A 24,142-nucleotide genomic window follows, 5' to 3' on the forward strand; every position below is an offset into this window, starting at 1 on the left:
GCGCCATCGGCGCCTTGGGTGGTGGTTCATCGAGTGATCAGAGGTTCTGGTCAATCAGTGAGCGCAAGCAACCGCGGCACCTTGGGCAAGGTCCGTGGGGGTGATGGCGGTTGCTTTGCGAAAATTCGGTCATGGGCGATCCTTGCACAGGTGGGCGACGCGTGACAAGCCGGCGTTAAACCAGCGGCGTCAACTGACTCAATTGCGCAGGCGTTGGAAAACCCAGCGTGCGATAGCGCGCCGGGTACAAGCTCGCCGGCGCCAGCAGGTCGCCCAACTTGGCCTCAAGCTCAGCCCATTCGACCACTTGGGTCTGGGCGGTGCCATCGGGCTGGATCTGCACCAGCGCCACGCGGTCGGTCTTGGGCAGCAAGGTGTCGACGGTTTCTGTCCAGCTACAGATCGAGAAGGTCTTGCCGTGACTGTCCTTTAACTCGAACAACGTGTAGGTCGCGACAAACACGTCGATCTTCTGCTCATCGTGAAGGATGTCGAGCTGCTCTTTCTGCGCGTGGTAGTTGCCCTGCAGCAGCATGTGTTCGAGGCTCGCCATGCGCGCCGTGAGCGCTTCATCCTGGCTGATGAAAGGCACGATCCGTTGATCGTCATAGGTGTAGACCTGGCTGGACACCGCGCGCCCGCTTTCCATGGCCTTGAAGCTGACCTCGACCATGTGCCGAATGCCCGCTTCATCCTTGTCACCGGTCACCATCAGGATGTCGCGGGTCGGGATCATGAACACGGGGCGGCCCTTGATGGCCGCACGCTGCAGCACATCCGGCAGCAGCACGCGGCTGGTGTCATAGCCGTCATTCCAGCGGCCGAGGTAGAGGCCGGGCACGATTTCGTCAAACGCGTCCTGGGTCGCTTCACGCAGATTGCTCACCGCCACCGCCAATGCCTCGTCCAGGCTCACGCCCCACTGTGGATCAGGCCCCTCGGTCAGGGTGGAGGTGGTCTCGGGGTAGTCCACCGCCAGCAGGGTCACGCAGTCGGTGCCCAGCGCCTGGTGGACGGCGGTGTACGGCGCATCCCAGCCCTTGCTGCGGACGTGATGAAGGCGCACTTCTTCGAGCATCGCCAGGTTACGAATCACCGGCCGCAACAGCGGCCTGACGCCTTCGAAGGTTGGCGGGGCTGGCTTTTTGTAGCCGAGCAGGGTCGATACATACCCTTTCAATACGTCAGATTTGTGCGCTTTTTCGGCGTTCTGATAGTCATTGAATGCGTTATGCAAATTGAAGTAGCTACCGTCGCCATGCTTGAGGCGGAACTCTTTGGGCACGTACTCAAGAGGTTCGCTGAAACCCGCTTCGCGAGCTGCCTTGATGACTTTCTCGGCGAACGCGTCTTCAGTCAGCGGGCGATTGAAAAGTTTGTCGAGCAGGGAGCCAAACATACGCAGCGTCCTCCATGAGTGCGAGCCGTCCATCATGGGCGGCGCAAGAGACCGGGTAAAGCGCCGGTCTGGGATGTGTGACCCTGTTCACTGTTGCCAGTTCAAGCCAGCAGCTGGGTGATCCAGCGCGCCTGCTGTTCAATCTCCTGCACCTTATGCTGGGGCACCGCCTGCCGGGCCTGCTCGAAGCTGGCCAGGGTCTTGTGCTTCTGACGCAACATGCGTTGCCACTTGCCCAGGAACTGCGGGCTGCGCGCCTGCATCTGCAGCGGGCCGAAGTACAGCTGTTGCGCCGTGTAGACCAGCGGCTCAGCGCGTTCGGCGACGATGATTTCGTAGTAAAACCGGTTTTCCTGCAACAGCTCCTCGCGCACGATCCGGTAGCCGTTGTCCATCAGCCATTGGCGCAAGGGTTGTTCGCCGCCATTGGGTTGCAGGATCAGCCGTTCTTGACCGCTCAGGTGCGCCCTGCCGCTGTCGAGGATGTCGCGGATGGTTTCGCCGCCCATGCCGCACAGGCTGATCGCGGTGATTGCGTCCGCCGGTTCAATGGCCGCCAAGCCATCAGCCAGCCGCACGCTGATGTGCTGCTCCAGAGCGTTGTCGCGTACCGTGCGTTCGGCCGCGTGAAAGGGCGTGGCCGCCACCTCACCCGCCACCGCCGCTGCGATCGCGCCGCGACGCATCAAGGCTACCGGCAGGTAGCCGTGGTCCGAGCCAATATCGGCCAGGCGCGCACCCGCCGGCACGTTTGCCGCCACGCGCTCCAGGCGCATGGACAATGTGTGTTCGTTCAACGGTTGTTCCTTATCAGCACAACATTACACACCTGAAAACCGATCCCGGCTGTTGGTCAGGTGCAGCACCATGGCCGCGCGCGCGGCGTCCGGGTCCTGGCGCTTGATGGCATTGAAGATCGCTTCGTGCTCCAGGTTTGCCAACTGACCGAGCTTGGCAAAATCGGCGCCGCCGCGCTCGGCGCCCTTGACCTGCGTGCGCGGGATCATCGCATTGCCCAGGTGCAGCATGATTTCAGTGAAGAAGGTATTGCCGGTGGCCTCGGCGATCAGTTGGTGAAAGCGCTTGTCCTCCTCCACGCAACTGTCGTTGTTCGCCAGCGAAGCCTGGTAGTCATCCAGCGCTTCGCGCATGCGCACGAGTTGCTCGTCACTTCTGCGCACAGCGGCCAGCGCCACCGCTTGCACCTCCAGGCCCAGGCGCAGCTCGAGCATATTGCGCACGCTGGCGACGGTGTCCACATGCAGGCGCAAGCCCTGTTGCGCAGGTTGCTCCAGTACAAAGGTGCCGATGCCGTGGCGAGTTTCTACCAGACCTGACGCCTGCAACTTGGAAATCGCTTCGCGCACCACCGTGCGACTCACCCCATGCTCAAGCACGATGGTGGATTCGGACGGCAGTTTTTCACCGGGCTTGAGCTGGCCGAGCAGGATGCGCTGGGTCAGCGCATCAACCACGCCCTGGGCCAGGTTATTGGAACGTCTACGGACCAGGGTTGCGTTTTCAATGGGCATCGCTAGGGTCCACGGGGTTGGGCTGGACGGAGCTTAACACCCCGCTTGGCGGCAGCGCTGAGTTGATTCAAAAAATGCCTAACTTGTATGACAACCAAACTCGCTAGCCCTTAGCCCAAAGGGCGTCGGTGTCGCTTGGCGGGTGACGCTCACGCCTTCTCGACATACCCTAAACGGCGTAAAAACCCAATAAACGCTGAGCAAATAACCAAAACACCTATTAAATTCTCTCGCTTATAAGAACAAATACACCCCACGGCGCATTGCGAAAAAAAGAAAGGCACTTGTATGATGTCTATCAACAAAACACGCAAACCCGCATAAAAATAAATCAGGGGAGTTTTGAATTGTGACCAATTCAAACCATGCATCTGCCGCTTCACCCAGCGACTCAGTACTCACGCGCGCCGTGAGCAAAGTGAAGGGCCATGTGCTCCCACTGTTCGTGATCATGTTCATCCTCAACTACATCGACCGGGTCAATATCGGCTTCGTGCGCACGCACATGGAGCATGACCTGGGCATCGGCGCGGCCGCCTATGGCCTGGGCGCCGGGTTGTTCTTTATTGGCTATGCGCTGTTTGAAGTGCCCTCCAACATGCTGCTGCAAAAGGTCGGTGCGCGGATCTGGCTGACGCGCATCATGTTCACCTGGGGCATCGTTGCCACGCTGATGGCGTTCATCCAGAACGAAACACAGTTCTACATCCTGCGCTTTCTGCTGGGCGTGGCCGAAGCCGGGTTTTTCCCTGGGGTGATCTACTACTTCACTCGTTGGTTGCCGGGTGTGGAGCGCGGCAAAGCCATCGCAATCTTCCTCAGCGGTTCGGCGGTCGCCTCGCTGATTTCCGGCCCGTTGTCGGGCGCACTGTTGCAAATCGAAGGTGTGGGCTTTCACGGTTGGCAATGGATGTTCGCCATTGAAGGCCTGGCCTCGGTGGCGCTGGGGTTCTTCGTGTGGTTCTGGCTGGACTCCAAACCCCACGACGCCAAATGGCTGACCCGCGAAGAGCAGGACACACTGGTCGGCGCCATCGACCAGGAACAACGTGAGCGAGAAGCACTGACCACGGTCAAACCGACCATTGGCAAACTGCTCAAGGACCGCCAGATCCTGCTGTTCTGCGCCCTGTACTTCTGCATCCAGCTGACGATCTACGCGGCGACCTTCTGGCTGCCGAGCATCATCAAGAAAATGGGTGACCTGAGCGACATACAGGTCGGGTTCTTCAACTCGATCCCGTGGCTGATCTCGATCATCGCCATGTACGCCTTCGCCTCGCTGTCGGGCAAGTTCAAGTTCCAACAAGCCTGGGTCGCCGCCGCGCTGTTGATTGCCGCTGCGGGCATGTTCATGTCCACCACCGGCGGGCCAATCTTCGCCTTCGTGGCGATCTGCTTCGCGGCAATCGGATTCAAGTCCGCCTCGTCGCTGTTCTGGCCCATTCCCCAGGGTTATCTGGATGTGCGCATCGCCGCGGCCGTGATCGCGTTGATCAACTCCATCGGCAACTTGGGCGGCTTCGTGGCCCCGACCACGTTTGGCTTCCTGGAACAAACCACCGGCTCGATCCAGGGCGGCCTCTACGGCCTGGCCGGCACGTCGGTGCTTGCCGCGATCCTGGTGTTTTTTGCCAAGACGTCACCCTCGGCCGTACTGACCTCTGCCAGCGCTGTGCCAACGGGCGCCGCCATCAGCAAACCTCTTTGAGCTTAATTAGGACATTGCCATGAACACTCCTGTAGTCACCCATTTGCAAGTCATCCCGGTGGCAGGCCACGACAGCATGCTGCTCAATCTGAGCGGCGCCCACGGGCCATTTTTTACCCGCAATATCGTGATTCTCAAGGACAGCGCCGGCAACACGGGCGTGGGCGAGGTGCCCGGTGGCGAGCGCATCCGTGAAACCCTTGAAGATGCGCGCAGCCTGGTGGTCGGCCAGCCGATTGGCCAATACCAACGCGTCCTTAACCAGATGCGCAGCACCTTTGCCGCTCGCGACGCCGCCGGTCGCGGCCTGCAGACCTTTGACCTGCGCATCACCATTCACGCCGTCACCGCCATGGAAGCTGCCCTGCTCGACCTGTTGGGTCAGTTTCTGGAAGTACCGGTGGCGGCGCTGCTGGGTGAAGGGCAGCAACGTGATGCGGTAAAAATGCTCGGCTACCTGTTTTATGTCGGCGACCGCACGGCCACCTCTCTGGCCTACCGCAACGAGGCCGACGCCGATGATGATTGGTTGCGCCTGCGTCATGAGCAAGCCATGACCGCCGAGGCCGTGGTGCGCCTGGCCGAAGCCGCCAAGGCCAAATACGGCTTCAACGACTTCAAGCTCAAAGGCGGCGTGCTGAGTGGCGATGAAGAAATCGAAGCCGTCACTGCCCTGGCCGAACGCTTTCCAGATGCACGCATCACCCTTGACCCCAACGGCGCGTGGTCACTCAAAGAAGCCATCCGCCTGTGCCGCGACCAACACCACGTGCTCGCCTACGCCGAGGACCCCTGCGGTGCAGAAAATGGCTACTCGGGTCGCGAAGTCATGGCTGAATTCCGCCGTGCCACCGGGCTGAAAACCGCGACCAACATGATCGCCACCGACTGGCGCGAAATGGGCCACGCGATCCAGCTGCAATCGGTCGACATTCCGCTGGCCGACCCACACTTCTGGACGATGCAAGGCTCGGTGCGTGTGGCGCAGATGTGCAATGAATGGGGCCTGACCTGGGGTTCGCATTCCAACAACCACTTCGATATTTCCCTGGCGATGTTTACCCAGGTGGCCGCCGCCGCACCGGGAGACATCACCGCCATCGACACCCACTGGATCTGGCAGGACGGCCAGCACCTGACCAAGGCGCCACTGAAAATCGAAGGCGGCTACGTAAAAGTGCCCACCCAGCCTGGCCTGGGCGTGGAGATCGACATGGATGCAGTGGCCAAGGCCCATGAGCTGTACAAAGGCATGGGCCTTGGAGCGCGGGATGACAGTGTGGCGATGCAGTTCTTGATTCCGGGCTGGCGCTTTAATAACAAGCAGCCTTGCCTGGTGCGCTAAGACTTAAGGACAACGGCGATCGAGGTGGGAGCTGTCGAGCTTCAGCGAGGCTACGAAAGCTCGACCGCTCCCACATTTGATCGTCGTGATTCGATATCAGGGCTTACCGGCTGCCACCGGCTTAGCCCTTGTCGCCTGATTGACAGCAATCGGTTGCACAGTGAGCTCAACGCCTAACGCCAGCATCAGCTTCTGAATCGTCTCATAGCGAGTCTTTGAGCCGCCTTTGAGGGTTTTGTACAGACTCTCCCGGTTGACCCCTGCCGCCTCAGCCACCTTGTTTACGCCTTGGGCTTTGGCAACCTCGGCAAGCGCCTTCATGAATATTTGCGGATCTTGCGCCTTCATGCTTTGCGCAAGATAGGCACTGATAACTTCCGGGCTGTCGAGAAAGCGCGAAGCCTCATAAACACGGGTGCCGGACGTATCAAGATCGAGGATCGGCATGTCCTCGGGTTTGAATTTCGATTCGCTCATTTCATTAACCTCTAAGGGCATCGAGGATCTCTTTTGCCCGTGTGATTCCCCGCTTCTGGTCGGTTTTATCGCTGCCCCATAACATCAGGTAAGCGGTAATGCCCGTCCGTACAAAGTAAATTCTGTAGCCCGGCCCGACGAAAACACGCATTTCGCTCAGGCCTTCACCGACTGGCTCGCAATCGCCAAAATTGTGTTCTTCGGCGCGGTCCAGGCGCGTCAGAACAGCCGTTCTTCCCCAGACATCCTTCATGCCGTCGAGCCATGTATCGAACTGCGGCGTCCTGCCGATCAAGTTGGTCACAGATTCACATGTAGCCTACTGGCTACTCCTCGCTGATGCTAGTTAATTTTTTGTCCCGATGCGCACCGGAATAAAAAACCTAGCCCAGCCCAGGCATAATCAGCTTGTCGATACTATTAGCGCTTATTTCCTTTACGTTTAAAGCGCCCGATCAAACAGTGGCGTCACGTCATACCGCTGCTTCAGCATCTGCGCATCCACCAGGAAATCCGCCGTGGCCTGGGCTTCGCTGACAATCGTCGGCGAGATCGGCAGTACCTTGATCGCATCACGCTTGAACCACACTTTGGCAATCTCCGGCGCCGACTGGTTGGCCTTCGACCACGCCTCGGCGTACTCATCGATATGGCTGTTGCTCCACACCCGTGCGCGGGTAAGGCGCGCGACAAAGTCTTTGATGATCGCGCCTTTCTGCGCCAGCGCCGGCTCATACGCGACGATGTAGGTCGGCGCACTCATCAAGCCCTTGGCGTTGCGGATCAGGCGGCTGCCCTCTTTCTCCTGCAGCGACACGTAGGGTTCCCAGGTGCCGAACGCATCGATGTCGCCCTGGGTCAGCGCCAGGCTGGCCTCGGCCGGCAGCAGGTATTTGAAGGTCACGCTGTTGCGCGGCACGCCGGCTTCGTCGAGGGCTTTGTAGGCCAGTTGCTGGCTCCACGAACCGTTCCAGATCGCGATGGTTTTGCCTTTCAGATCGGCCACCGACTGGATGCCTTTGCGCGCCACGATGCCGACGCCGTCAAGGCTGGTCTGGGTGCTGGCGACCACTTTCACCGGCGCGCCGTTGGCGGCCAGGCTGATCACCGGCGTGTCGCCGACAATCCCCACGTCCAGCGCGCCGCTGGCAACCGCCGAAGCCACTGGGGAGCCAGTATTAAAGCGCTTGAAGTCGATTTTGTAGGGCAAGTCCTTCAACTCGCCTGACAGCTCCAGAACAATGCGGTTGGAGAAAAACTGATCGCCCACGGTGAGCGTCAGCGGCTCTGCCGCCTCGACCGAAGGACCGTGCAGCGTAAGCGCGGCCAGGCCGAGCAGGGCAAGCAAGTGTCGACGATTGATCATGAATGCACTCCACACACGTGAGGGCTGACTCAACCATCTGTGGGCGTGCAGTCTGGTGATGAGAAAAGGGTTTAGAAGGTCGCCAAGAACGGCGCCCGTAGAAGCTAACGCAATAAAAGCACGGGGTTTAATACTGTTGCGCACTATCGATAGAACCGCCGCGCAGCTCCATAGCTATTTTTCGTATTAAAAACTTTGCGAACTGTGGGTTAGGGTGGCGGCACCAGACCACTGGACCCCAGCACCTGAGCCACTTTCTGCAAGGTCCATTGCATGTCGATTTGCGCGTTGAATATCTGGGGCGCTGCGCCCTCCTCCCGTTACGAACAACTGGCGGCTCCCTTTCGCCCGCTCTTTGCGCAGATCCTTGCGCAAGCCGCAGAGGCAGATCAGACACGCGCCAGCCTGGCGATTGTTATCCGCCAGCTCAACGAACTGGGACTGCCCCGCTGGCGCTTGCCTGTGAGCCACGGTGGCCAGGGCGCGACCTTTGCCGAACTGCTTGCGCTGCTCACCGAACTGTCCGCCGCCGACTCCAACATCACCCAGGCCCTGCGCGGGCATTTTGGTTTTTGCGAGGACGTCCTCTGTGCCAAAGACCTCGACTGGCGCGCCAAATGGCTGGACCGGCTCGGCCAGGGCGCGCTGCTCTCTCCGGGCAGCACCGAGGTGGGCAACCAGACCCGCGGCGACTTCGAAACCCGTCTGCACCGCGATGCCGACGGCACCCTGCGCATCAGCGGCAAAAAGTTCTACACCACCGGCGCGCTCTACAGCGACCTGATCAACACCGTCGCCACGGGTGAGGATGGCACGGTGTATTCGGTCGTCGTCGACCTCAAGGCTCCTGGCGTGCACATTGTCGATGACTGGAATGGCTTCGGCCAACGCCTCACCGCCAGCGGCACCTGTATCTTCGACAATGCCCCGGTGGAGGACGACCTGCGCCCTACCCACCAACGCTTCGGCTACGGCCAGTCGTTCTACCAGATCTACCACCTCAGCACCCTCGCCGGCATTGCTCGCCGCGCGGCGCTGAGCGGTGCACAAGAACTCAGCCAGCGCGCCAGAACCTTCACCACCGGCAACGCCGACACCGCAGCGCAAGACGTGCAGTTGCTGCAAGTCATCGGCGAAGTTGCCAGCCAGGCCTACGCCGCGCACGCCATCACCCAGCAAGCGGCGCAGCGCCTGGAGCAGACGGCGCAGTCTGTGATCGCCCACAAGCAGGCGCTGCACGACGATGACCCGCACGTGGCATTGGCGGAGCTGGAAGTGTGCCTGGCCGTCAACCCGGTGGTGGACGCGACACTCGCGGCGACCACCGCACTGTTTGACGCGCTGGGCGCCAGTGCCACGGCCAGCAACAAAGCGCTGGACCGGCTGTGGCGCAATGCGCGCACGTTGGCAAATCATAATCCGCGGGTCTACAAATCGCGCATTGTGGGCAACTACCTGGTGAACGGTGCGCTGCCGCCGGCGCAGTGGCGGGTAGGTGTGGCCAACGCCTGAGCAAACAACACAGAGCAAATGTGGGAGCTGGCTTGTGTGGGAGCTGGCTTGCCTGCGAAGGCATCACCTCGGTTTAACTGCAAGACCGGGGCGCCTGCATCGCGGGCAAGCCCGCTCCCACATTGGATAGGGGTGGCCTTACTGGCTCACAAACGCCACCACCCGCTCTAACATCCGGTCACACGCCGCCAATTGTTCCAGGCTGATGAACTCGTCGGGCTTGTGGCCCTGCTCCATGCTCCCCGGCCCGCAGACCACGGTGGGAATCCCTGCCTGGTCAAACAGCCCGCCCTCAGTCCCAAAAGCCACAGTGCCGTAGTCGCGTGAGCCGCAAAATTGCGCAATCCACTCAGCCGCCTGGCTCTGAAGCGACGTCGCCAGGCCCGGGTAGCTGGATAACTCGCTGAAGCTGATCGCACACTGCGCGCTCACTGCCTGCATTGCCGGCAGCAGCGTGTGTTCGGCGTAGCCGCGTAACTGGTCCGCAACCTGCCAGGGGTTCTGGTTCGGCAACGCGCGAACTTCAAAGTCAAAACTGCAATCCTGCGGCACGATGTTCAAGGCCTTCCCGCCGCTTATCACGCCGGTTTGTACGGTGGAAAATGGCGGGTCAAATCGCGCATCAAGGTGCTGCTCAGCCTTGAGCGTTTCACCGAGCCGCACCAGCTCACTGATCAACCGCGCAGCGTATTCGATAGCGTTTACGCCCGACGGCGCATAGGCCGAATGGCACGCCGCACCATGGATCTGGCAGCGCATGCCCAGCTTGCCCTTGTGGCCCAGCACCGGCTTGAGCTCGGTGGGCTCGCCAATCACGCACAGCAGCGGCTTGACCGGTTGCGCGTGAAACCTTTCGATCAACGAGCGCACACCCAGGCAGCCGACCTCTTCGTCATAGGACAGCGCGATATGCACCGGCATGCGCAGCGGCGCCTGCACCAGTGCCGGCACACAGGCCAACACACAGGCGATGTAGCCCTTCATGTCCGCCGTGCCACGCCCGTACAACTTGCCGTCTTTTTCTGTCAGGTCAAACGGCGCCACCGTCCAGCGCTGACCGTCCACCGGCACCACATCGGTGTGCCCGGACAACACAATCCCCGGCACGCCGGCCGGGCCAAGGGTTGCCAGCAGGTTGGCCTTGCTTTTTTGCGCGTTGAACACCAACTCGCAGACCACGCCGTGGCCTTGCAAATACGTGCGCACAAAGTCGATCAAGGCCAGGTTGGATTCACGGCTGGTGGTGTCAAAACGCACCAGTTGCGCCAGCAGGTCGCGGCTGTTGCTCATCGGTCATCTCCCGGTACCGCATAGCCCGGTGCATGCTGAGGGTTGATGGCGCGGTCAATGTAGTCCTGCAGTTGGCTGCGATAGGCCTGCCACAATTGGTCGAGAGCGCCGATCGGGTCGTCATCGGCCCAGTCCACGCGCAAATTGACGATGGGCCACAGCAGGTCATCGACCACCACGAGGGCGGCCGAATGCACCGGGCCGGCTTCACCGCCTTTAGCCTGGCCCGCCTGCATCGCGGTAAGCAATCGGTCGGCCAGGTGCCCGGAGGCATTTTCGAACGCCCGCACCATGGCCGCGATCACGCCGGGATGGGCGAGCATATTCCCCGCCGCCACGCATTGCTCACCACTCAACGCCGCATGAATGCCAAGGGTCTGCGCGCCGCTGAAATGCGCCGTGCGGCCTTGGTTATCGATCACCGTCACCTGGCGATACTGGCTGTGATCCTGGCCGGCCAGCACCGTTTCCAGCGCCTCATTCGGCGCCAAGCCGTGCCCTAAGCTGTCCAGGATGTGCGGCCCCAAACTCGGCAAGGTGATGTTCTGCGACGCCACCGCGCCCACACCGGGTCGCAGCCATGGGCAGCGCGCACCGACGGCAATGCTTGAAGAGCTGATTGCAATGCCCAGCTGGCCGGTCTCGGCGCAGCGAGCGACAACGGAAAACGTCATAAAAAGCCCTCAGTCGAGCACCGAAGGGTCGGCGTCGATCATCAACTGCTTCATTTCTTCAAAGTGCTGCCGCGAAAAGTCCGCGATACCTTCCCAGCCGCGTGCGGTTTTCTCCGCCACGTCATCCGACAACACCCGCAGCGGCTGCCCGGTGGACCACGCCGTCACCAGGATCTGGCAGGCACGCTCCAGGGTCCAGATATCGTCAAAGGCCTCACCAATGGACGCCGCCGTGACCATCACGCCATGGTTGCCCATCAGCAGGCGACTCTTGCCGTCGAGCAGCGCGGCCAGGCGCGCGCCTTCGGCTTCGGTGTCAGCCATGCCGCCGTACAGTTCGTCCACGGCCACGCGGTTGAAATAGCGCGCGGTGTTCTGGTCAATCGCCGGAATGTACGGTTTGGCCAGGCACGCTACCGCCGTGGTGTAGACCGGGTGCAGGTGCAGCACGGCGCGGGTTTGCGGCAGCAGTCGGTGGATCTGCCCGTGGATCGACCAGGCGGTGGCGTCCACATGCGGGTGGTCGGCGCAGGCCGGGTCGTCGGCGTTCAACAGCAACAGGTCGCTGGCGCGAATGCGCGAAAAATGCTTCCACTTCGGGTTAAGCAAAAACTGTTTGCCGTCGGCCGATACCGCCGCGCTGAAATGGTTGGCTACCGCCTCGTGCATGCCCAAGTGGGCAATGATGCGAAAGGTTGCCGCCAGGTCGATGCGCGCCTGTTCTTCAAGGGATAACGCCATGAATCTGTCTCCGCAAGGCGCGACCGCAGGGCTGCGGTCGCGCAATAGGCTTACTTGGGCATCAGCGCGGCGATGTCGGCATCGGTCGGCGCTTCAAAGTTGTACTTCTTGAGCAAGGCCGCGTATTCCGGGGTCGCGCGGTACTTGTCCAACCCGTCGAGCAGGGCTTTTTTCACCTCGTCGTTGCCCTTTTTCACGCCGAAGCCGTTGAGTACCGGGTAGATCAGCGAGTCGGACGAAATCACCACGCGGCTGCCGAGCTTGTCGACCACACCCCGCGCCACGGCGGCATCGGTGATCTGCGCTTCAACGGCGTGGGCCAGCAAGGCCTGAGTGGTTTGCGGGTCGGTGCTGTATTCACTGATCGCAATCGGTTTCAAGCCCTTGGCCACGCAGTACTCATCCGACAGTTTGTGCATCTGTGCCAGCCAGGACGTGGCGCCCATGGAGCCGATCTTGTGGCCGCAGAACTCTTCCGGTTTCTTGGGTTGGAACGCACTGTCCTTGAGGGTCAGGATCGACTCGCCGCTTTTCAGGTAAGGGATCATGTCGATGACTTTGACCCGCTCCGCCGTGATGTACATCGACGAGTTGGTCACATCGAACCGCCCGGCCTGCAGGCCGGTGATCAGGTTGGGAAAGCGCGTGTCGAGGGTTTCGACCTTGCGCCCCATGACCTTGCCCAGGCCGTCCATGAATTCGATATCAAAGCCTGCCGGCGTGTTGTTATCCATGTACTCGTACGGGAAGAAGGTCACGTCGGAACCGGCGATGATCTTGCCTTCCTGCTGGAACGCCGAAGCCGCCAACGAGGTCAGTGCAACCGCGGCGCCCAACAGGCACACGGCAAGAGGGCGAAGACTTTTTTGAGACGCTGTCATGGTCATTACCTGCAAGGGTTTTAGGGGGTTAGGCAGTCGCGGAGTCTTGGCCGGCCTGTTGCACAAAGAACGAGGCGCCACGGGGTTTCTGCGGCAAGCGCAGGTGGTTGTCGGTGGAACGCACCAAGCCACTTTCTTCACCGGCCACCAGCAGGCCGGCGTGTGCACTGGGCAGCGGGTTTTCGCCGAATGGCAGCGCGTCTTCAGCGGCGTAGACGCTGATGAACAGGGTGCGCGGCAGTTCGGTCTCGTTAGGGCTGGAAGCATGTAAAAGGCGCGTGTGCATAAAGCACACGGAGCCGGCCGGGCCGTAGCAGGCGACCGGTTGCCGGCAATGTTCTTGAACCACGGCATCGTCCACCGAACCGGTAAAACGCTGGTCCTGCCAGTGCGACCACAACGGGCCTTTGTGGCTGCCGGGGATCACATTCAGTGGGCCGTTTTGCGGGGTCACTTCGCTGACCATCAGCAAGGCAGTGACGATGTCGTCGTTGCTGTGCGGCGTGAACAGAAAGTCCTGGTGCCACTTCACCTGCGTCGCGGTGTGCGGCAGTTTGGAGTTGATCTTGCTGTGATGAAAACGCGCGCCGCCAGCGCCCACCAACTGCGCGGAAATCGCCGCCATCCGCGAGTGCAGCGCCACGCGCTCATACGCCGGGGAAATCTCGGTGGGCGAACTCACCCGCCGCAACGACGGGTGATCGGCGCGGTGGTCGCCTTCCAGGTCGAAACGCGCGCGGCCATCCACGGTGGCACCCCAGCCCTGGTCGTGGCTGCGGCTCTCCTCCACCCACTGGTCGAAGTCATGTTGCAACGCCGCCACTTCGTCCAGCGACAACACGCCCTCCACCACCAGGAAGCCGTCGCGCTGGAATTGTTCGATTTGAGCTTGCTCGATCATTTTTAGTGAGTCCTGAACATTGAAGAGATCACGCCAGCGAGACGTCCTTGAGGAACGCCTCCACGCGTGGGTTGTGGCCGCTGCGCAGGGCCTGGGGCGTGTCGTCGCAAACCACGCGGCCCTTTTCCATGAACACGATGCGGTCGGAGACCTTGAAGGCGAAGTTCATCTCGTGGGTGACGATCACCATGGTGATGCCCTCCCCGGCCAGGGCTTCGATGACCTGCAGCACTTCGTTGACTTTCTCGGGGTCGAGCGCCGAGGTGGGCTCGTCGAACAGCATGATCTGCGGGCGCATCATCAAGGCGCGGGCGATGGCCACACGTTGCTGCTGGCCGCCGGACAGCTGGTGCGGGTACTTCCAGGCGTGGTCGAGCATCCCGACCTTGTGCAGCAGCGCGTAAGCCTGTTGCTTGAGCTCATCGGTGCGCCCCAGGCGATGGTATTTCGGCGCCATCAGCAGGTTGTCGAGCACGCTCAAGTGCGGGAACAGGTTGAAGCTCTGGAACACCATGCCGATGTTCAGGCGGTGCTCGGCGTGCTCAATAAATTGAGGTTTCTGCGCGCCGACCTTATGCAAATGAATGAACGGCAAGCCGTTGATATGAATCTCGCCGTTGTCCAGTTGCTCCAGGCCGTTGAGCAGGCGGATCAGCGTGGTTTTACCCGATCCGGACGGCCCGATCACCGACACCACTTCACCCGGCTGCACCTGCAGGTTGACCGAGCCCAGCACTTCAATGTCGTTGTAAGCCTTATGCAACCGGGCAGCTTGCAGCGCGGCGACGCCGGTGTTGGCCGGGCGCGCCGGCGCCGTGCGTTGTTGGGTGGCCAGGGCCAGCACCGCCGCGTCCGGTACGCGGGACACATTGCGTTGGTTGACGTCGAGAAAGCGCTCCAGGCGTTTGAGCAGAAAGTCGAACACGGTGACGATAAACACGTAGAAAAACGCCACCGCCGCCATGGTCTCGATCACCAGGAAGTTCTGCGAATACAGGCGTTGGCCAACCATCAAAATCTCGGTCAGCGAGATCACCGACACCAGCGAGGTGAGCTTGACGATGGAGATGTACTCGTTGGCCAGCGACGGCAGGGCCACGCGCAACGCCTGGGGAATCACCACGCGCCACTGGGTGCCAAAGAACCTCAAGCCCAACGCCCGCGCCGCTTCGCCCTGGCCTTTGGGAATCGAGAGCAAACCACCACGGTGGATTTCGGCCACGTACGCCGTCTCGCAGATCACCAACGCCAGCAGGCCGGACCAGAACGGGTCGGCCAGCACGGCCGAGGTGCCGGGCAGCGCCTGGGGCAGGTTGTAGATAAAGATCAGCAGCACCAGCAGCGGCAGGCTGCGGAACAACCAGATATAGCCACGGGCCGGGACGCTGAGCAGTCCATGTTTGGATTGTTTGGCCAGCGCCAGCAGAAAGCCCAGGGCGATGCTCAGGACCCAGGTCAGGGTGCTGAGCTTGATTACCGTCCACGTCGCCCGCCAGAACTCGGGATCGGCGAGCAAACCAAACATGTAGTGCCAGTCGAATGTCATCGTCGCGGTGCCTTGCTGAAAAGAAATTGATCTGCATCGATGGGATGAGAGTCGTGGGGACGGGGGTTCAGGGTCAATTCGTAAAACCCGGCCCACTGGGTAGGCAGAACCTATGCAGTGATAACCGGCCAGGGGAAACCATGAAGATCAAATGTGGGAGCGGGCTGGCTCGCGAAGGCGGTGTGTCAGTCAACCCATGTTTAGCTGACATACCGCCTTCGCGAGCAAGCCCGCTCCCACATGGGGCCTTTGGTGTTTCCGGGATTGTTGGCTCCGGCCAAAAGGGTGCACCGCCGAGCAAGTGGCGCAGCCCGCGCCACCTTTTGGTGCAATCTCAGCTCACACCACTCAAGACCCGCACCGCATGCGGGTCAAAAAAGCTCGGCGGGGCCATGCCGGGGATGTACTGGTCGGACACAAACATGCGGCAGCGCTCGGCGAACGCCGACACCACACGCGACAGCTGAGTGTTGCTCGCCGTGGCGTAGCCCAGCCGCATCGGCCGGTGCGAGCCCGCCAGGCGCAGGCGAATCACGCGCTTGCCATCCTGGGACACATTGGATTTGGGCCGCGCATTCGCGAAGGAATAGCCAATGCCATTGCCGACCATCGCGCGCACCGTTTCGAGGTTAGTGGAGCGCATGATGATGTTGGGCGTGGTGCCCGCCTGCATGAACAGGCTGAGGAAATAGTCGCGGCTCCAGGGCGTGTCGAGCAGCACCACCGGGTAGGCTTCAAGGTCTTGCATGCTCACCGCAGGAGAGCTCGCCAGCGGGTGATACTCGCCGACCATCACATACGGCGGCAGGTGCGCCAGGGCTTGGAAGTCGATGTCGGGGCTGGTCACCAGGTCGTAGGTCAGGGCGATATCCAGCTCGCCGCTGCGCAGTTTTTCCAGCAATTCCTCGTGGTTGCCTTCGGCCTGGGTCAGCCGCACGCCGGGGAATGCGCGGCCAAAACCAAACACCAGTTCGGGGGTGATCATCGGCGCCAGCGACTCCAGGCAACCCACTCGCAACGGCCCGCGCACAGAGTTCAACGACTCCGAGGCGATGGTGTAAAGGTTGGTCATCTGCTCCAGAATCAGCTTGGCTTCCTGCATCACCTGGCGCCCCACCGCCGTGAGCGAAATGCCCTGGGCGTGATGGCGGATAAACAGCTGGATGCCCAGCTCGGCTTCCATATGGGTGATGGCGGCCGAGATCGACGGCGACGACACATGAATGCGTTCAGCCGCAGCACTGATGCTGCCCGCCTCTCCCGACGCCACGAAATACTCCAGTTGACGCTGAGTAATACGACTGAGCATTACGCCTGCCCCTCAACAATGACTGTACGCGAGGTGTTGCAGGGTTCGTGCCGGGTCAGGCGCGAGCCGATGACCTGCACGGGCTTCGGTTTTTCCTAAGCACTACCGCGCGCAAATGCTGGTTTCGCAGGCGTCTGGGCAATGTGAAGCTCAACCCATCCCGCTTCCGATGAGTTGCCCGCCATGCCCACCCACACCCGCATCCGCATGTTCAACACCAAACAGACCTACCCCAACCAGGCGCTGGACAACGACTTGTGCCAGGCCGTGCGCGCCGGCAACACCCTCTATGTGCGCGGCCAGATCGGCACCGATTTCGACGGCAACCTGGTCGGCCTCGGCGACCCACGCGCCCAGGCCGAACAAGCGATGAAAAACGTCAAGCAACTGCTTGAGGAAGCGGGCTCTGACCTGTCGCACATCGTGAAAACCACCACTTACCTGACCGACCCGCGTTACCGCGAGCCGGTGTATCAGGAGGTGGGCAAGTGGCTCAAAGGCGTGTTCCCGATCTCCACCGGGCTGGTGATTTCCGGCCTGGGCCAGCCGGAATGGTTGATGGAAATCGACGTGATCGCCGTTGTGCCGGATGACTGGACCGTATGAAGGCGGTGATTGCCCGTGAGCCGGGCGGGCCTGAGGTGCTGCACGGCGTGGAGCGCCCGGTGCCAACGCCCGAGGCAGGCGAGGTGTTGATCCGCGTGGCCGCCGCAGGCGTCAATCGCCCGGACCTGATGCAACGCAGCGGCGCACCGATTGCGCCTGGCGTCACCGACGTGCTCGGCCTGGAAGCGGCGGGCATTGTGGTCGCCACAGGCCCTGGCGTAGACGAGTTTGCCCCTGGCGACCGCGTGATGGCGTTGCTCAACGGCGGCGGCTACGCCGAGTACTGCGTGGCCCAGGCCGCGCACTGCCTGCCGGTGCCGGCGGGGTTATCACTTCAGGAGGCCGCAGGCGTGCCGGAAGCGGCGTTCACCGTGTGGCACAACCTGTTTGAGCTGGGCCGCCTGCGCAGCGGCGACAGCGTGCTGATCCACGGCGCCGCCAGTGGCGTCGGCAGTTTTGCCGTGCAGTGCGCGCACGCCGCCGGGGCGCGGGTAATCGCCACCGCCGGCGGCGCGCAGAAAGTCGCGATGCTGCAAGCGCTCGGCGTGTGGCGCGCGGTGGATAGACACACTGAAGATTTTGTCGAGGTGGTGAACGACTGCACCGAAGGGCGCGGCGTGGACGTGGTGCTGGATAACGTCGGCGGCCCTTATGTCGCACGCAACCTCGCCGCCATGGCAATGGGCGGGCGGCATGTGAGTTTGTCCTTCCTGCAAGGCGCAAAAATCGAACTGGATTTACAGGTCTTGATGCGCAAAAACCTCAGCCTCACCTCCTCCACCTTGCGCCCCAAAAGTCACGCCGAAAAAGCCCGTTTGGCGGTGTGTATTCGCTCGCGTTTTTTACCTTGGCTCGCCTCCGGCCTGGTGCGTCCGCAAATCCACACACAGCTGCCACTGCTTCAAGCCGCCGAGGCCCATCGGCTGCTGGAGGCCAACGCCAACGTCGGCAAAGTCGTGCTGACCGTCGCGCAATAACTGGAGTGCAAGCCATGTCCCACCGCGTGTTTTTCCTCAATGGCCCTAACGCCAACCTGTACGGCCTCGACAAAAACGGCACCTATGGCAGCGAAAGCTTCGCCAGCATCGAAGCACGCTGCCAACGCCACGCCGCTGAGCTGGGCCTGACCCTGGACTTTCGCCAGAGCAACCACGAAGGCGTGCTGGTGGACTGGATACAGGAAGCGCGACTGAACGCCGACGCCATAGTGATCAATGCCGCCGGGCTCACCTACAGCTCGGTACCGATCCTCGACGCGCTGCTGGCCTTCGACGGCCCGATCATCGAAGCGCACATGAGCAACATCTGGAAGCGTGAGAGCTTTCGGCATCACTCCTACGTGTCCAAGGCGGCTACCGGCGTCATCGCAGGGCTTGGGGCGCTGGGTTACGAGCTGGCGCTTACGGCGGTGGCCACGTTGTTGAAAACCCAATGAGCCGCCTCACCGCAGATCAACGGTGGGAGCTGTCGAGCTTTAGCGAGGCGGCGAAGGGATACTGTTCAACCTGATGAACCAGCGCGGACGGCGCATTTCTCGAAAAGATCATTGAAAAAACAGTGCTTACGATGATCGGGTAGTCCGAACACACTTCTTTATCTACCAGTGGACGCACCGTCAGCTCGTCCTCTGCAGACTCGTCCATGGGAAAGAACCAGGCACCAAAATGACGAAAGTCATCCAGGGTCAGCTCATACACTTGCTTATCTAGAGTGCATCAGTGATGCATCAATAATGACGCGGCTGGCGACTGCCCCATGGGGTTTGGATTTTCCTAACCTCTGCCTTCAAAAAGCATAATTTCGCTCCTTCCACTGCGTGATCACACTGAGGCTGTCGATGCTTGCGCGTCGCCCAAACCGACCGAGGTCGTTCACTTTTAGGAAACGCACATGTCAGTGGAAACAATCAACACCCTGGTAGTGGGCGCAGGCCAGGCCGGCGTCGCCATGAGCGAGCACCTTTCCCTGATGGGTGTGCCGCACCTCGTGCTGGAGCGCAGCCGCATCGCCGAACGCTGGCGCTCGGAGCGCTGGGACTCGCTGGTCGCCAACGGCCCGGCCTGGCATGACCGCTTTCCCGGGCTGAAATTCGAGGGCATTTCCCCCGAAGCCTTCCCGCCGAAAGAGCGCATGGCCGACTACTTCGAAGCCTACGTCGAGAAGTTACAGGCCCCCGTGCGCACCGGCGTGGAAGTCCAGCGCGTGGAACGCCACGTGGGCCGCCCCGGCTTCAAAGTCACCACCTCCGCGGGCATCATCGAAGCCGCGAATGTGGTGGCGGCCACCGGCCCGTTCCAGCGCCCATCGATCCCCACCATCGTCCCGGCCACCGCGCCCGTGCACCAACTGCACTCCTCCACCTACAAGAACCCCGCGCAATTGCCCGAAGGCGCCGTGCTGGTGGTGGGCGCCGGCGCGTCCGGCTCGCAAATCGCCGAAGAACTGCAAAAGGCCGGCAAAACCGTGTACCTCTCGGTGGGCGAACACTACCGCCCGCCCCGCGCCTACCGCGGCCGCGACTACTGCTGGTGGCTCGGCGCGCTGGGCCTGTGGGACGAAGTCAAAATTCAGCCGAAGAAAAAGCACGTGGCTTTTGCCGTCAGCGGCTATGAAGGCGGCAAGACCGTGGACTTCCGCCGCCTGGCGCACCAGGGCATCCACCTGGTCGGCGTCACCCGCGAGTGGAACGAGGGCGTCATGACTTTCGAACCGGGCCTGGCCGACAACGTGGCCGAAGGTGACCGTGCCTACTTTGATGTACTGCGCGACGCCGACGCCTACATCGAAGCCAACGGCTTGCCATTCCCATTGGAGCCCGACGCCTGGAAATTGCTGCCCGACCCGGAATGCCTGGTTAACCCGACCCTCAGCCTGGACCTGGCCGAGGCCGGCGTGACCACTGTCCTTTGGGCGACTGGTTTTAAATTCGATTTCAGCTGGTTGAAAGTCGATGCGTTTGACGAAAAAGGCGAGCCATTCCACAAGCGCGGCATCTCGGCGCAAAGCGGGATTTACTTCCTCGGCCTGCCGAATCTGGTGAACCGCGCGTCGTCGTTTATCTACGGGGTTTGGCACGACGCGAAGTACGTGGCCGACCATATTGTTTTGCAGAATGAGTACATGTCCTACACCAAGCCCTGAAACAGCAAAGTCCGAGGCGACGGCGCCTTGCTCCGTTGCCTACGCTTGCGTCAGAATCCGCCGGCTTGTGCGCTTGGGTGGGCGTCTCTAAGGTTGCTCGGTCGCTGAATACTCAGTGATCGGGTTTAGTAGCCCGAGCGATAACATAAAGTGCATGAGCCTCATCTGTCAGATGTTCTTGTCTGTGCTTGATGGTGGCTGTGTGCAGGGCGCCCTCGGGCGCGCCGGCTTTGTGTGTTTCCCCGGTCTACTAACCTGCGCACAGCTGCCACCCCATCGTTTAGTAGCGAAGAGGTGTTGGCCCTAATCAGGTACAACACACATGTTCAAAGTCACACCCAACCCTCCAAACGAGCCGGACCTGAAGCTGAACCAGGCGGCGCATCGCGCGATTGATCGCTATCTCAGCCCGGAAGCTGACTCACCATCGCCGCCGGGCCTGTTCAGCGTTGCCGCCGACGCCAGCAACGAAACCCTGATCACCAACAGCTATGAAACCTTTTCCTCGGTAACCGCCTTGCTGCTTGACCTGTCGGAGGACCTGACCGGGAAACAGCGCGACGTGGCGCTGGCGATTCACCAGCTGAGTGAGCTGGGGGTTTTGTTGATGGACAGGCTGATGGAGCGGGAGGCTGCTGTAGTGGGTCGCTGAGCTTTCAACTGCATGACCCGAATAAACAACCGGGTTTACTCGCGAACACGTCGGGCCGGCAAACATGAGGTCGACTGACCCACCGCTTTCGCGGGCAAGCCCGCTCCCACAGGGGGATCGGCGCTTCACTGATTGGTAGTGGGGAACAGGCCACCCTTAAAGGCGTGGCCTGGCGCCTGCTCTCTCTAACTCAACCGAATACACGGCAACCGATACCTCACCTCGACCAGCTGCACACCGCCCCTCTCAAGCGTGCGCTCACTGCCCGCCTCCTCAACACAGCCTACCCGGCGATAAAAGCGGATAGCTCGTTCATTACGGGCCAACACCCACAGCGTTAACTGTTCAAACCCCTGTTCAGCCAAATACTGTAAGCCCGCGTTCCACAACGCCAGCCCGACGCCCGTGTGCCAGTGCTCGGCGACAACGTAGATGGCCATCACTTCACCTACGTTCTGCGCAGCAGCATCCTCATCACGGCTGGCGCCGACGGACACCCAGCCGACTACCTGCTTGTTCACCTGCGCCACCCAGACTTTTGATTCGCCCGATTCAATCGAGGCCATCCAAAATGACTCGCGCCTGGCCAATGTCGAGCTCAACGCACCCAAGTAGTCGGCGGGCATCAGCTCGCGATAGGCGTCCTGCCAACTGCTGATGTGCACCTGGGCAATCGCCCTGGCGTCTGCGGGTGAGGCGTGACGAATCATCGAAGCGTTCCTTGTTCGGCTATCAAGTGGTCAGGGTAAGCCGGCCTCAATTACGATTTTGTGATGTTGTTAAATTTTCTATGGTCTGAGGTGTCAGGCACCTTATGAGTGCGGGGAAATAAAGGGACAACGTCATCGCCTGCATCTTCGACGGCTACTGGCGTAGCGATTCAGCCATTCGGGCCGATACTGAGGTTGGACCGCAAGTGAATGGCTATTCACTGATGTCTTCCATCCCCGGACTATTTAGGTAACCTCACGTATTTGCACGGCATACGGGGTCGCGAACATGGACATCAGCTGCCTCACGTTCCAACAAATGCTTCGCCCTGGAAGCGACTTAAAAGGTTGCACGGTGGCCGAGCGTTGTTCAATTGATTTTCTGATTAATCAGCGTTCGTTGCTCGATACGCTCGTCACCGCGGGCGGTGACCACGCAGACTATATGAGCTGTTTCGTCAAAGGCTTCTGCGAGGCAAACAGCCGGTCCAGCGCTCGCCTGCTGTTGCGCGAACCCGCCGGAACGGAAAGTGGACGTGTCCTCCTGTACGCGTGCCCCGAGTGCGGCGACATCAGTTGTGGCGGCTATTCAGTGCATGTCAGTCAAACCGATAACCGCTTTACGTGGCACGCCTTTGCCTACGAGAACGGGTATGAAGAGCCAGTCATCATCGATGGCGTTGGTCCCTATACCTTCGAGAAGCAGGCCTATGAAGCAACCCTGAACAAGGCAGAATGGCTGATGAAGGAGTAGTCGTGTAGCGCGCTTTTCTATTTAAAGCGGACTGACTCTGGTGGGCCACTCAGCACTTGAATATGGAGATCCGCCCAGGGCGATCGGTTGATTCAGCATGAGTGCCGCACAAATCACCGCGATCAGTCTGGTTTATGACTGTCTGCGCAAACGGAAGAAGGCGTAAAGACGGCGATTCGCGAGAAGCAATGCATAGGGCTCACACCATTTCACCCGACGGGCCAGTTACGCCGCGCGTCGTAAGGTGCTGACGGACATAATAATTGTCGAACTCACTGCTTTCGACGAATTGGAAACCATGGCGGGTATAAAACCGGTTCGAGGCGCTTTCTTTGAGAGCACCTACTTTGATCGGCAGTGCAGCGGCATCCGCTTCTTTGAAAACCTGAGCAAGCACCGCAGCACCTACCCCTGCCCCTTGCGCACTCGGCCTCACGTACAGGTGGTCGAGCACGAGTTGATCGGGATGGTGCTTGACCACGACAAAGCCGACCCGGTCTCCAGCGACCTCAATGTAACGGGTGCTATGGGCTTCGAAGCCGCTGACGAACCGCTCACGCGCCCGCACCGGATCAAATCGCCCGACACGCTCCAGACTGTCGCGCATCGCCTCGATTCGAATGGCAACCAAATCGTCCACGTCGCCGGGTTGAGCGAGGACTAACTTCACTGGGGTGTTTTGATCGCGTGTGATGGGCATGACGTTGCACTCTACTTAGGCGCAGGAGTAAGACCACGTTCACAGGTTTCCTAGAGCGTGGTCTACGTTGTTTTTCGAGCGCAACTCAGGCTCAGGCGCGCTTGGGCAACTTCCAGTTCGGCCGGATGAAGTGGCAGGTGTAGCCATTGGGTATGCGCTCCAGATAATCCTGATGCTCCGGCTCCGCTTCCCAAAACGGCCCTGCGGGCTCTATTTCAGTCACCACACGGCCTGGCCACAACGTGGAGGCATCCACGTCGGCAGCAGTGTCTTCGGCGATGTCGCGTTGCTGTTCGCTCAGGTAGTAAATCGCTGAACGATAGCTGGGCCCAAGGTCATTGCCCTGGCGGTTAGGCGTGCTGGGGTCGTGGATCTGGAAAAAGAACTCGAGAATCTGCCGGTACGTGATCACCGCAGGATCAAACACGATCTCAATCGCTTCAGCATGATTGCCGTGGTTGCGATAAGTGGCGTTCGGCACATCGCCGCCGGTGTAGCCGACTCGCGTACTGAGGACGCCGGGGTAGCGCCGCAACAGGTCCTGCATGCCCCAGAAGCAGCCGCCGGCGAGGATCGCGGTTTCGGTTTGGTTGGTCATGGTCTGCCCTTGTGCTGAATGAGTACTGGGATAGTTATGGGGCTGTGCTGGGCAATAGCAAGGGTGAACGTCGGGTTGCGCTCGCCTCACTGATAAAACTCCCGGCCAGCAAAATGGCCGCACAGCGCTGCGCAGCCGTGAGGCAATGGTTCATACACCGCTGCGCGCTGACATCCGCATGACTTCAAAATGCCGCCATGGCGTCATATTTCTGCAATGAAACCATGCGATTTTTGTCGGCGGAAATAGGACATAACAGCCAGTTTTAGCACGCTAAACCGCTGTTTTTATTATGGA

The 24,142-nt window shown here is 60.8% G+C and carries 26 protein-coding genes; 9 read left to right on the forward strand and 17 right to left on the reverse strand.

Annotated elements, in window-relative coordinates:
• Positions 1-175: 175 nt before the first annotated feature.
• The 3 genes from AACW30_RS10495 to AACW30_RS10505 all read right to left on the reverse strand — a co-directional run bounded on the left by AACW30_RS10495 (position 176) and on the right by AACW30_RS10505 (position 2,931).
• Positions 176-1,399, reverse strand: coding sequence for a DUF1444 family protein (locus tag AACW30_RS10495; protein ID WP_200624964.1), 1,224 nt, complete (start codon positions 1,397-1,399; stop codon positions 176-178).
• Positions 1,400-1,500: 101 nt separating this feature from the next.
• Positions 1,501-2,196 carry a tRNA (adenine(22)-N(1))-methyltransferase gene (locus AACW30_RS10500; RefSeq protein ID WP_106576628.1) on the reverse strand — a complete coding sequence of 232 codons (696 nt, stop codon included), beginning with the start codon at positions 2,194-2,196 and terminating at the stop codon, positions 1,501-1,503.
• Between the two features lie 24 nt (positions 2,197-2,220).
• Positions 2,221-2,931, reverse strand: coding sequence for a FadR/GntR family transcriptional regulator (locus tag AACW30_RS10505; RefSeq protein ID WP_106576627.1), 711 nt, complete (start codon positions 2,929-2,931; stop codon positions 2,221-2,223).
• 349 nt (positions 2,932-3,280) lie between these two features.
• Between AACW30_RS10505 and AACW30_RS10510 the strand changes: the two genes are divergently transcribed.
• Together AACW30_RS10510 and gudD are read left to right on the forward strand one after the other, a co-directional pair.
• Entirely contained in the window at positions 3,281-4,642 is a 1,362-nt protein-coding gene (locus AACW30_RS10510) for an MFS transporter (protein ID WP_200624965.1), read from the forward strand.
• A 19-nt stretch (positions 4,643-4,661) separates the two neighbouring features.
• Positions 4,662-5,987, forward strand: a complete 1,326-nt coding sequence (gene gudD / locus AACW30_RS10515) for a glucarate dehydratase (protein ID WP_106576625.1) — start codon at positions 4,662-4,664, stop codon at positions 5,985-5,987.
• A 96-nt stretch (positions 5,988-6,083) separates the two neighbouring features.
• On the opposite strand, the gene AACW30_RS10520 is transcribed toward gudD, so the two are convergent.
• The 3 genes from AACW30_RS10520 to AACW30_RS10530 form a co-directional block, all read right to left on the reverse strand.
• On the reverse strand, positions 6,084-6,464 hold the full coding sequence (locus AACW30_RS10520; protein ID WP_106576718.1) for an addiction module antidote protein: 381 nt from the start codon (positions 6,462-6,464) through the stop codon (positions 6,084-6,086).
• A 4-nt stretch (positions 6,465-6,468) separates the two neighbouring features.
• Complete coding sequence (locus AACW30_RS10525) at positions 6,469-6,768, reverse strand: type II toxin-antitoxin system RelE/ParE family toxin (protein ID WP_106576624.1); 300 nt, start codon at positions 6,766-6,768, stop codon at positions 6,469-6,471.
• A 138-nt stretch (positions 6,769-6,906) separates the two neighbouring features.
• Entirely contained in the window at positions 6,907-7,830 is a 924-nt protein-coding gene (locus AACW30_RS10530) for an ABC transporter substrate-binding protein (protein WP_106576623.1), read from the reverse strand.
• A 273-nt stretch (positions 7,831-8,103) separates the two neighbouring features.
• Between AACW30_RS10530 and AACW30_RS10535 the strand changes: the two genes are divergently transcribed.
• Entirely contained in the window at positions 8,104-9,342 is a 1,239-nt protein-coding gene (locus tag AACW30_RS10535) for an acyl-CoA dehydrogenase family protein (protein ID WP_200624966.1), read from the forward strand.
• 138 nt (positions 9,343-9,480) lie between these two features.
• Here AACW30_RS10535 and argE read toward each other — a convergent pair whose 3' ends face one another.
• The 7 genes from argE to AACW30_RS10570 form a co-directional block, all read right to left on the reverse strand.
• Positions 9,481-10,632 carry an acetylornithine deacetylase gene (argE, locus tag AACW30_RS10540; protein ID WP_200624967.1) on the reverse strand — a complete coding sequence of 384 codons (1,152 nt, stop codon included), beginning with the start codon at positions 10,630-10,632 and terminating at the stop codon, positions 9,481-9,483.
• Positions 10,629-11,306: a DUF1028 domain-containing protein gene (locus AACW30_RS10545; protein ID WP_200624968.1), complete on the reverse strand. Its 678-nt coding sequence runs from the start codon at positions 11,304-11,306 to the stop codon at positions 10,629-10,631. Before AACW30_RS10545 ends, argE begins: the two co-directional genes overlap by 4 nt.
• 9 nt (positions 11,307-11,315) lie before the next feature.
• Complete coding sequence (locus AACW30_RS10550) at positions 11,316-12,047, reverse strand: class II aldolase and adducin N-terminal domain-containing protein (protein ID WP_200624969.1); 732 nt, start codon at positions 12,045-12,047, stop codon at positions 11,316-11,318.
• 50 nt (positions 12,048-12,097) lie between these two features.
• Positions 12,098-12,928 carry an ABC transporter substrate-binding protein gene (locus AACW30_RS10555; protein ID WP_119742508.1) on the reverse strand — a complete coding sequence of 277 codons (831 nt, stop codon included), beginning with the start codon at positions 12,926-12,928 and terminating at the stop codon, positions 12,098-12,100.
• A gap of 28 nt (positions 12,929-12,956) precedes the next feature.
• Positions 12,957-13,829, reverse strand: coding sequence for a phytanoyl-CoA dioxygenase family protein (locus tag AACW30_RS10560; protein WP_106576617.1), 873 nt, complete (start codon positions 13,827-13,829; stop codon positions 12,957-12,959).
• 28 nt (positions 13,830-13,857) lie between these two features.
• Positions 13,858-15,375, reverse strand: a complete 1,518-nt coding sequence (locus AACW30_RS10565; RefSeq protein WP_106576616.1) for an amino acid ABC transporter permease/ATP-binding protein — start codon at positions 15,373-15,375, stop codon at positions 13,858-13,860.
• 334 nt (positions 15,376-15,709) lie between these two features.
• A complete protein-coding gene (locus AACW30_RS10570; protein WP_119742506.1) occupies positions 15,710-16,684 on the reverse strand; it encodes a LysR family transcriptional regulator in 975 nt (324 codons plus the stop codon).
• A 183-nt stretch (positions 16,685-16,867) separates the two neighbouring features.
• On the opposite strand from AACW30_RS10570, the gene AACW30_RS10575 reads away from it, so the two are divergent.
• The 3 genes from AACW30_RS10575 to AACW30_RS10585 are packed head-to-tail and all read left to right on the forward strand — an operon-like array spanning position 16,868 to position 18,725.
• Entirely contained in the window at positions 16,868-17,290 is a 423-nt protein-coding gene (locus AACW30_RS10575) for a RidA family protein (protein ID WP_124418079.1), read from the forward strand.
• Entirely contained in the window at positions 17,287-18,267 is a 981-nt protein-coding gene (locus AACW30_RS10580; protein WP_200624970.1) for an NAD(P)H-quinone oxidoreductase, read from the forward strand. The genes AACW30_RS10575 and AACW30_RS10580 overlap by 4 nt, the downstream gene beginning before the upstream one ends.
• A gap of 14 nt (positions 18,268-18,281) precedes the next feature.
• Positions 18,282-18,725, forward strand: a complete 444-nt coding sequence (locus AACW30_RS10585; RefSeq protein WP_200624971.1) for a type II 3-dehydroquinate dehydratase — start codon at positions 18,282-18,284, stop codon at positions 18,723-18,725.
• Between the two features lie 16 nt (positions 18,726-18,741).
• Here the strand turns inward: AACW30_RS10585 and AACW30_RS10590 are convergent, their stop codons facing one another.
• Positions 18,742-18,987 (reverse strand): hypothetical protein, encoded by a 246-nt coding sequence (locus tag AACW30_RS10590; RefSeq protein ID WP_200624972.1) that lies wholly within the window; start codon positions 18,985-18,987, stop codon positions 18,742-18,744.
• A 193-nt stretch (positions 18,988-19,180) separates the two neighbouring features.
• Between AACW30_RS10590 and AACW30_RS10595 the strand changes: the two genes are divergently transcribed.
• Both AACW30_RS10595 and AACW30_RS10600 read left to right on the forward strand, forming a co-directional pair.
• Positions 19,181-20,431, forward strand: coding sequence for a flavin-containing monooxygenase (locus tag AACW30_RS10595; protein WP_124418082.1), 1,251 nt, complete (start codon positions 19,181-19,183; stop codon positions 20,429-20,431).
• Between the two features lie 322 nt (positions 20,432-20,753).
• Entirely contained in the window at positions 20,754-21,083 is a 330-nt protein-coding gene (locus tag AACW30_RS10600) for a DUF6124 family protein (protein WP_200624973.1), read from the forward strand.
• 185 nt (positions 21,084-21,268) lie between these two features.
• Here AACW30_RS10600 and AACW30_RS10605 read toward each other — a convergent pair whose 3' ends face one another.
• The gene (locus AACW30_RS10605; RefSeq protein ID WP_119742492.1) at positions 21,269-21,793 is read right to left on the reverse strand and encodes a GNAT family N-acetyltransferase; all 525 of its coding nucleotides are present in this window, start codon (positions 21,791-21,793) and stop codon (positions 21,269-21,271) included.
• Between the two features lie 289 nt (positions 21,794-22,082).
• Between AACW30_RS10605 and AACW30_RS10610 the strand changes: the two genes are divergently transcribed.
• Entirely contained in the window at positions 22,083-22,547 is a 465-nt protein-coding gene (locus AACW30_RS10610) for a hypothetical protein (RefSeq protein ID WP_200624974.1), read from the forward strand.
• A gap of 199 nt (positions 22,548-22,746) precedes the next feature.
• On the opposite strand, the gene AACW30_RS10615 is transcribed toward AACW30_RS10610, so the two are convergent.
• Positions 22,747-23,247 (reverse strand): GNAT family N-acetyltransferase, encoded by a 501-nt coding sequence (locus tag AACW30_RS10615; RefSeq protein WP_200624975.1) that lies wholly within the window; start codon positions 23,245-23,247, stop codon positions 22,747-22,749.
• Between the two features lie 91 nt (positions 23,248-23,338).
• Positions 23,339-23,845 (reverse strand): peptide-methionine (S)-S-oxide reductase MsrA, encoded by a 507-nt coding sequence (gene msrA, locus AACW30_RS10620; RefSeq protein WP_119742485.1) that lies wholly within the window; start codon positions 23,843-23,845, stop codon positions 23,339-23,341.
• Positions 23,846-24,142: the final 297 nt, after the last annotated feature.

It is taken from the genome of Pseudomonas sp. MF6747 (assembly GCF_963890955.1).
Taxonomy (GTDB): Bacteria; Pseudomonadota; Gammaproteobacteria; order Pseudomonadales; family Pseudomonadaceae; genus Aquipseudomonas.

Coding starts and splice junctions, on each gene's coding strand:
- AACW30_RS10565 (WP_106576616.1), bottom strand. CDS start 15,375: ATGACATTCGACTGGCACTACATGTTTGGTTTGCTCGCCGATCCCGAG.
- AACW30_RS10495 (WP_200624964.1), bottom strand. CDS start 1,399: ATGTTTGGCTCCCTGCTCGACAAACTTTTCAATCGCCCGCTGACTGAA.
- AACW30_RS10585 (WP_200624971.1), top strand. CDS start 18,282: ATGTCCCACCGCGTGTTTTTCCTCAATGGCCCTAACGCCAACCTGTAC.
- AACW30_RS10575 (WP_124418079.1), top strand. CDS start 16,868: ATGCCCACCCACACCCGCATCCGCATGTTCAACACCAAACAGACCTAC.
- gudD (WP_106576625.1), top strand. CDS start 4,662: ATGAACACTCCTGTAGTCACCCATTTGCAAGTCATCCCGGTGGCAGGC.
- AACW30_RS10555 (WP_119742508.1), bottom strand. CDS start 12,928: ATGACAGCGTCTCAAAAAAGTCTTCGCCCTCTTGCCGTGTGCCTGTTG.
- argE (WP_200624967.1), bottom strand. CDS start 10,632: ATGAGCAACAGCCGCGACCTGCTGGCGCAACTGGTGCGTTTTGACACC.
- AACW30_RS10505 (WP_106576627.1), bottom strand. CDS start 2,931: ATGCCCATTGAAAACGCAACCCTGGTCCGTAGACGTTCCAATAACCTG.
- AACW30_RS10600 (WP_200624973.1), top strand. CDS start 20,754: ATGTTCAAAGTCACACCCAACCCTCCAAACGAGCCGGACCTGAAGCTG.
- msrA (WP_119742485.1), bottom strand. CDS start 23,845: ATGACCAACCAAACCGAAACCGCGATCCTCGCCGGCGGCTGCTTCTGG.
- AACW30_RS10550 (WP_200624969.1), bottom strand. CDS start 12,047: ATGGCGTTATCCCTTGAAGAACAGGCGCGCATCGACCTGGCGGCAACC.
- AACW30_RS10610 (WP_200624974.1), top strand. CDS start 22,083: ATGGACATCAGCTGCCTCACGTTCCAACAAATGCTTCGCCCTGGAAGC.
- AACW30_RS10595 (WP_124418082.1), top strand. CDS start 19,181: ATGTCAGTGGAAACAATCAACACCCTGGTAGTGGGCGCAGGCCAGGCC.
- AACW30_RS10535 (WP_200624966.1), top strand. CDS start 8,104: ATGTCGATTTGCGCGTTGAATATCTGGGGCGCTGCGCCCTCCTCCCGT.
- AACW30_RS10605 (WP_119742492.1), bottom strand. CDS start 21,793: ATGATTCGTCACGCCTCACCCGCAGACGCCAGGGCGATTGCCCAGGTG.
- AACW30_RS10615 (WP_200624975.1), bottom strand. CDS start 23,247: ATGCCCATCACACGCGATCAAAACACCCCAGTGAAGTTAGTCCTCGCT.
- AACW30_RS10570 (WP_119742506.1), bottom strand. CDS start 16,684: ATGCTCAGTCGTATTACTCAGCGTCAACTGGAGTATTTCGTGGCGTCG.
- AACW30_RS10560 (WP_106576617.1), bottom strand. CDS start 13,829: ATGATCGAGCAAGCTCAAATCGAACAATTCCAGCGCGACGGCTTCCTG.
- AACW30_RS10520 (WP_106576718.1), bottom strand. CDS start 6,464: ATGAGCGAATCGAAATTCAAACCCGAGGACATGCCGATCCTCGATCTT.
- AACW30_RS10530 (WP_106576623.1), bottom strand. CDS start 7,830: ATGATCAATCGTCGACACTTGCTTGCCCTGCTCGGCCTGGCCGCGCTT.
- AACW30_RS10580 (WP_200624970.1), top strand. CDS start 17,287: ATGAAGGCGGTGATTGCCCGTGAGCCGGGCGGGCCTGAGGTGCTGCAC.
- AACW30_RS10545 (WP_200624968.1), bottom strand. CDS start 11,306: ATGACGTTTTCCGTTGTCGCTCGCTGCGCCGAGACCGGCCAGCTGGGC.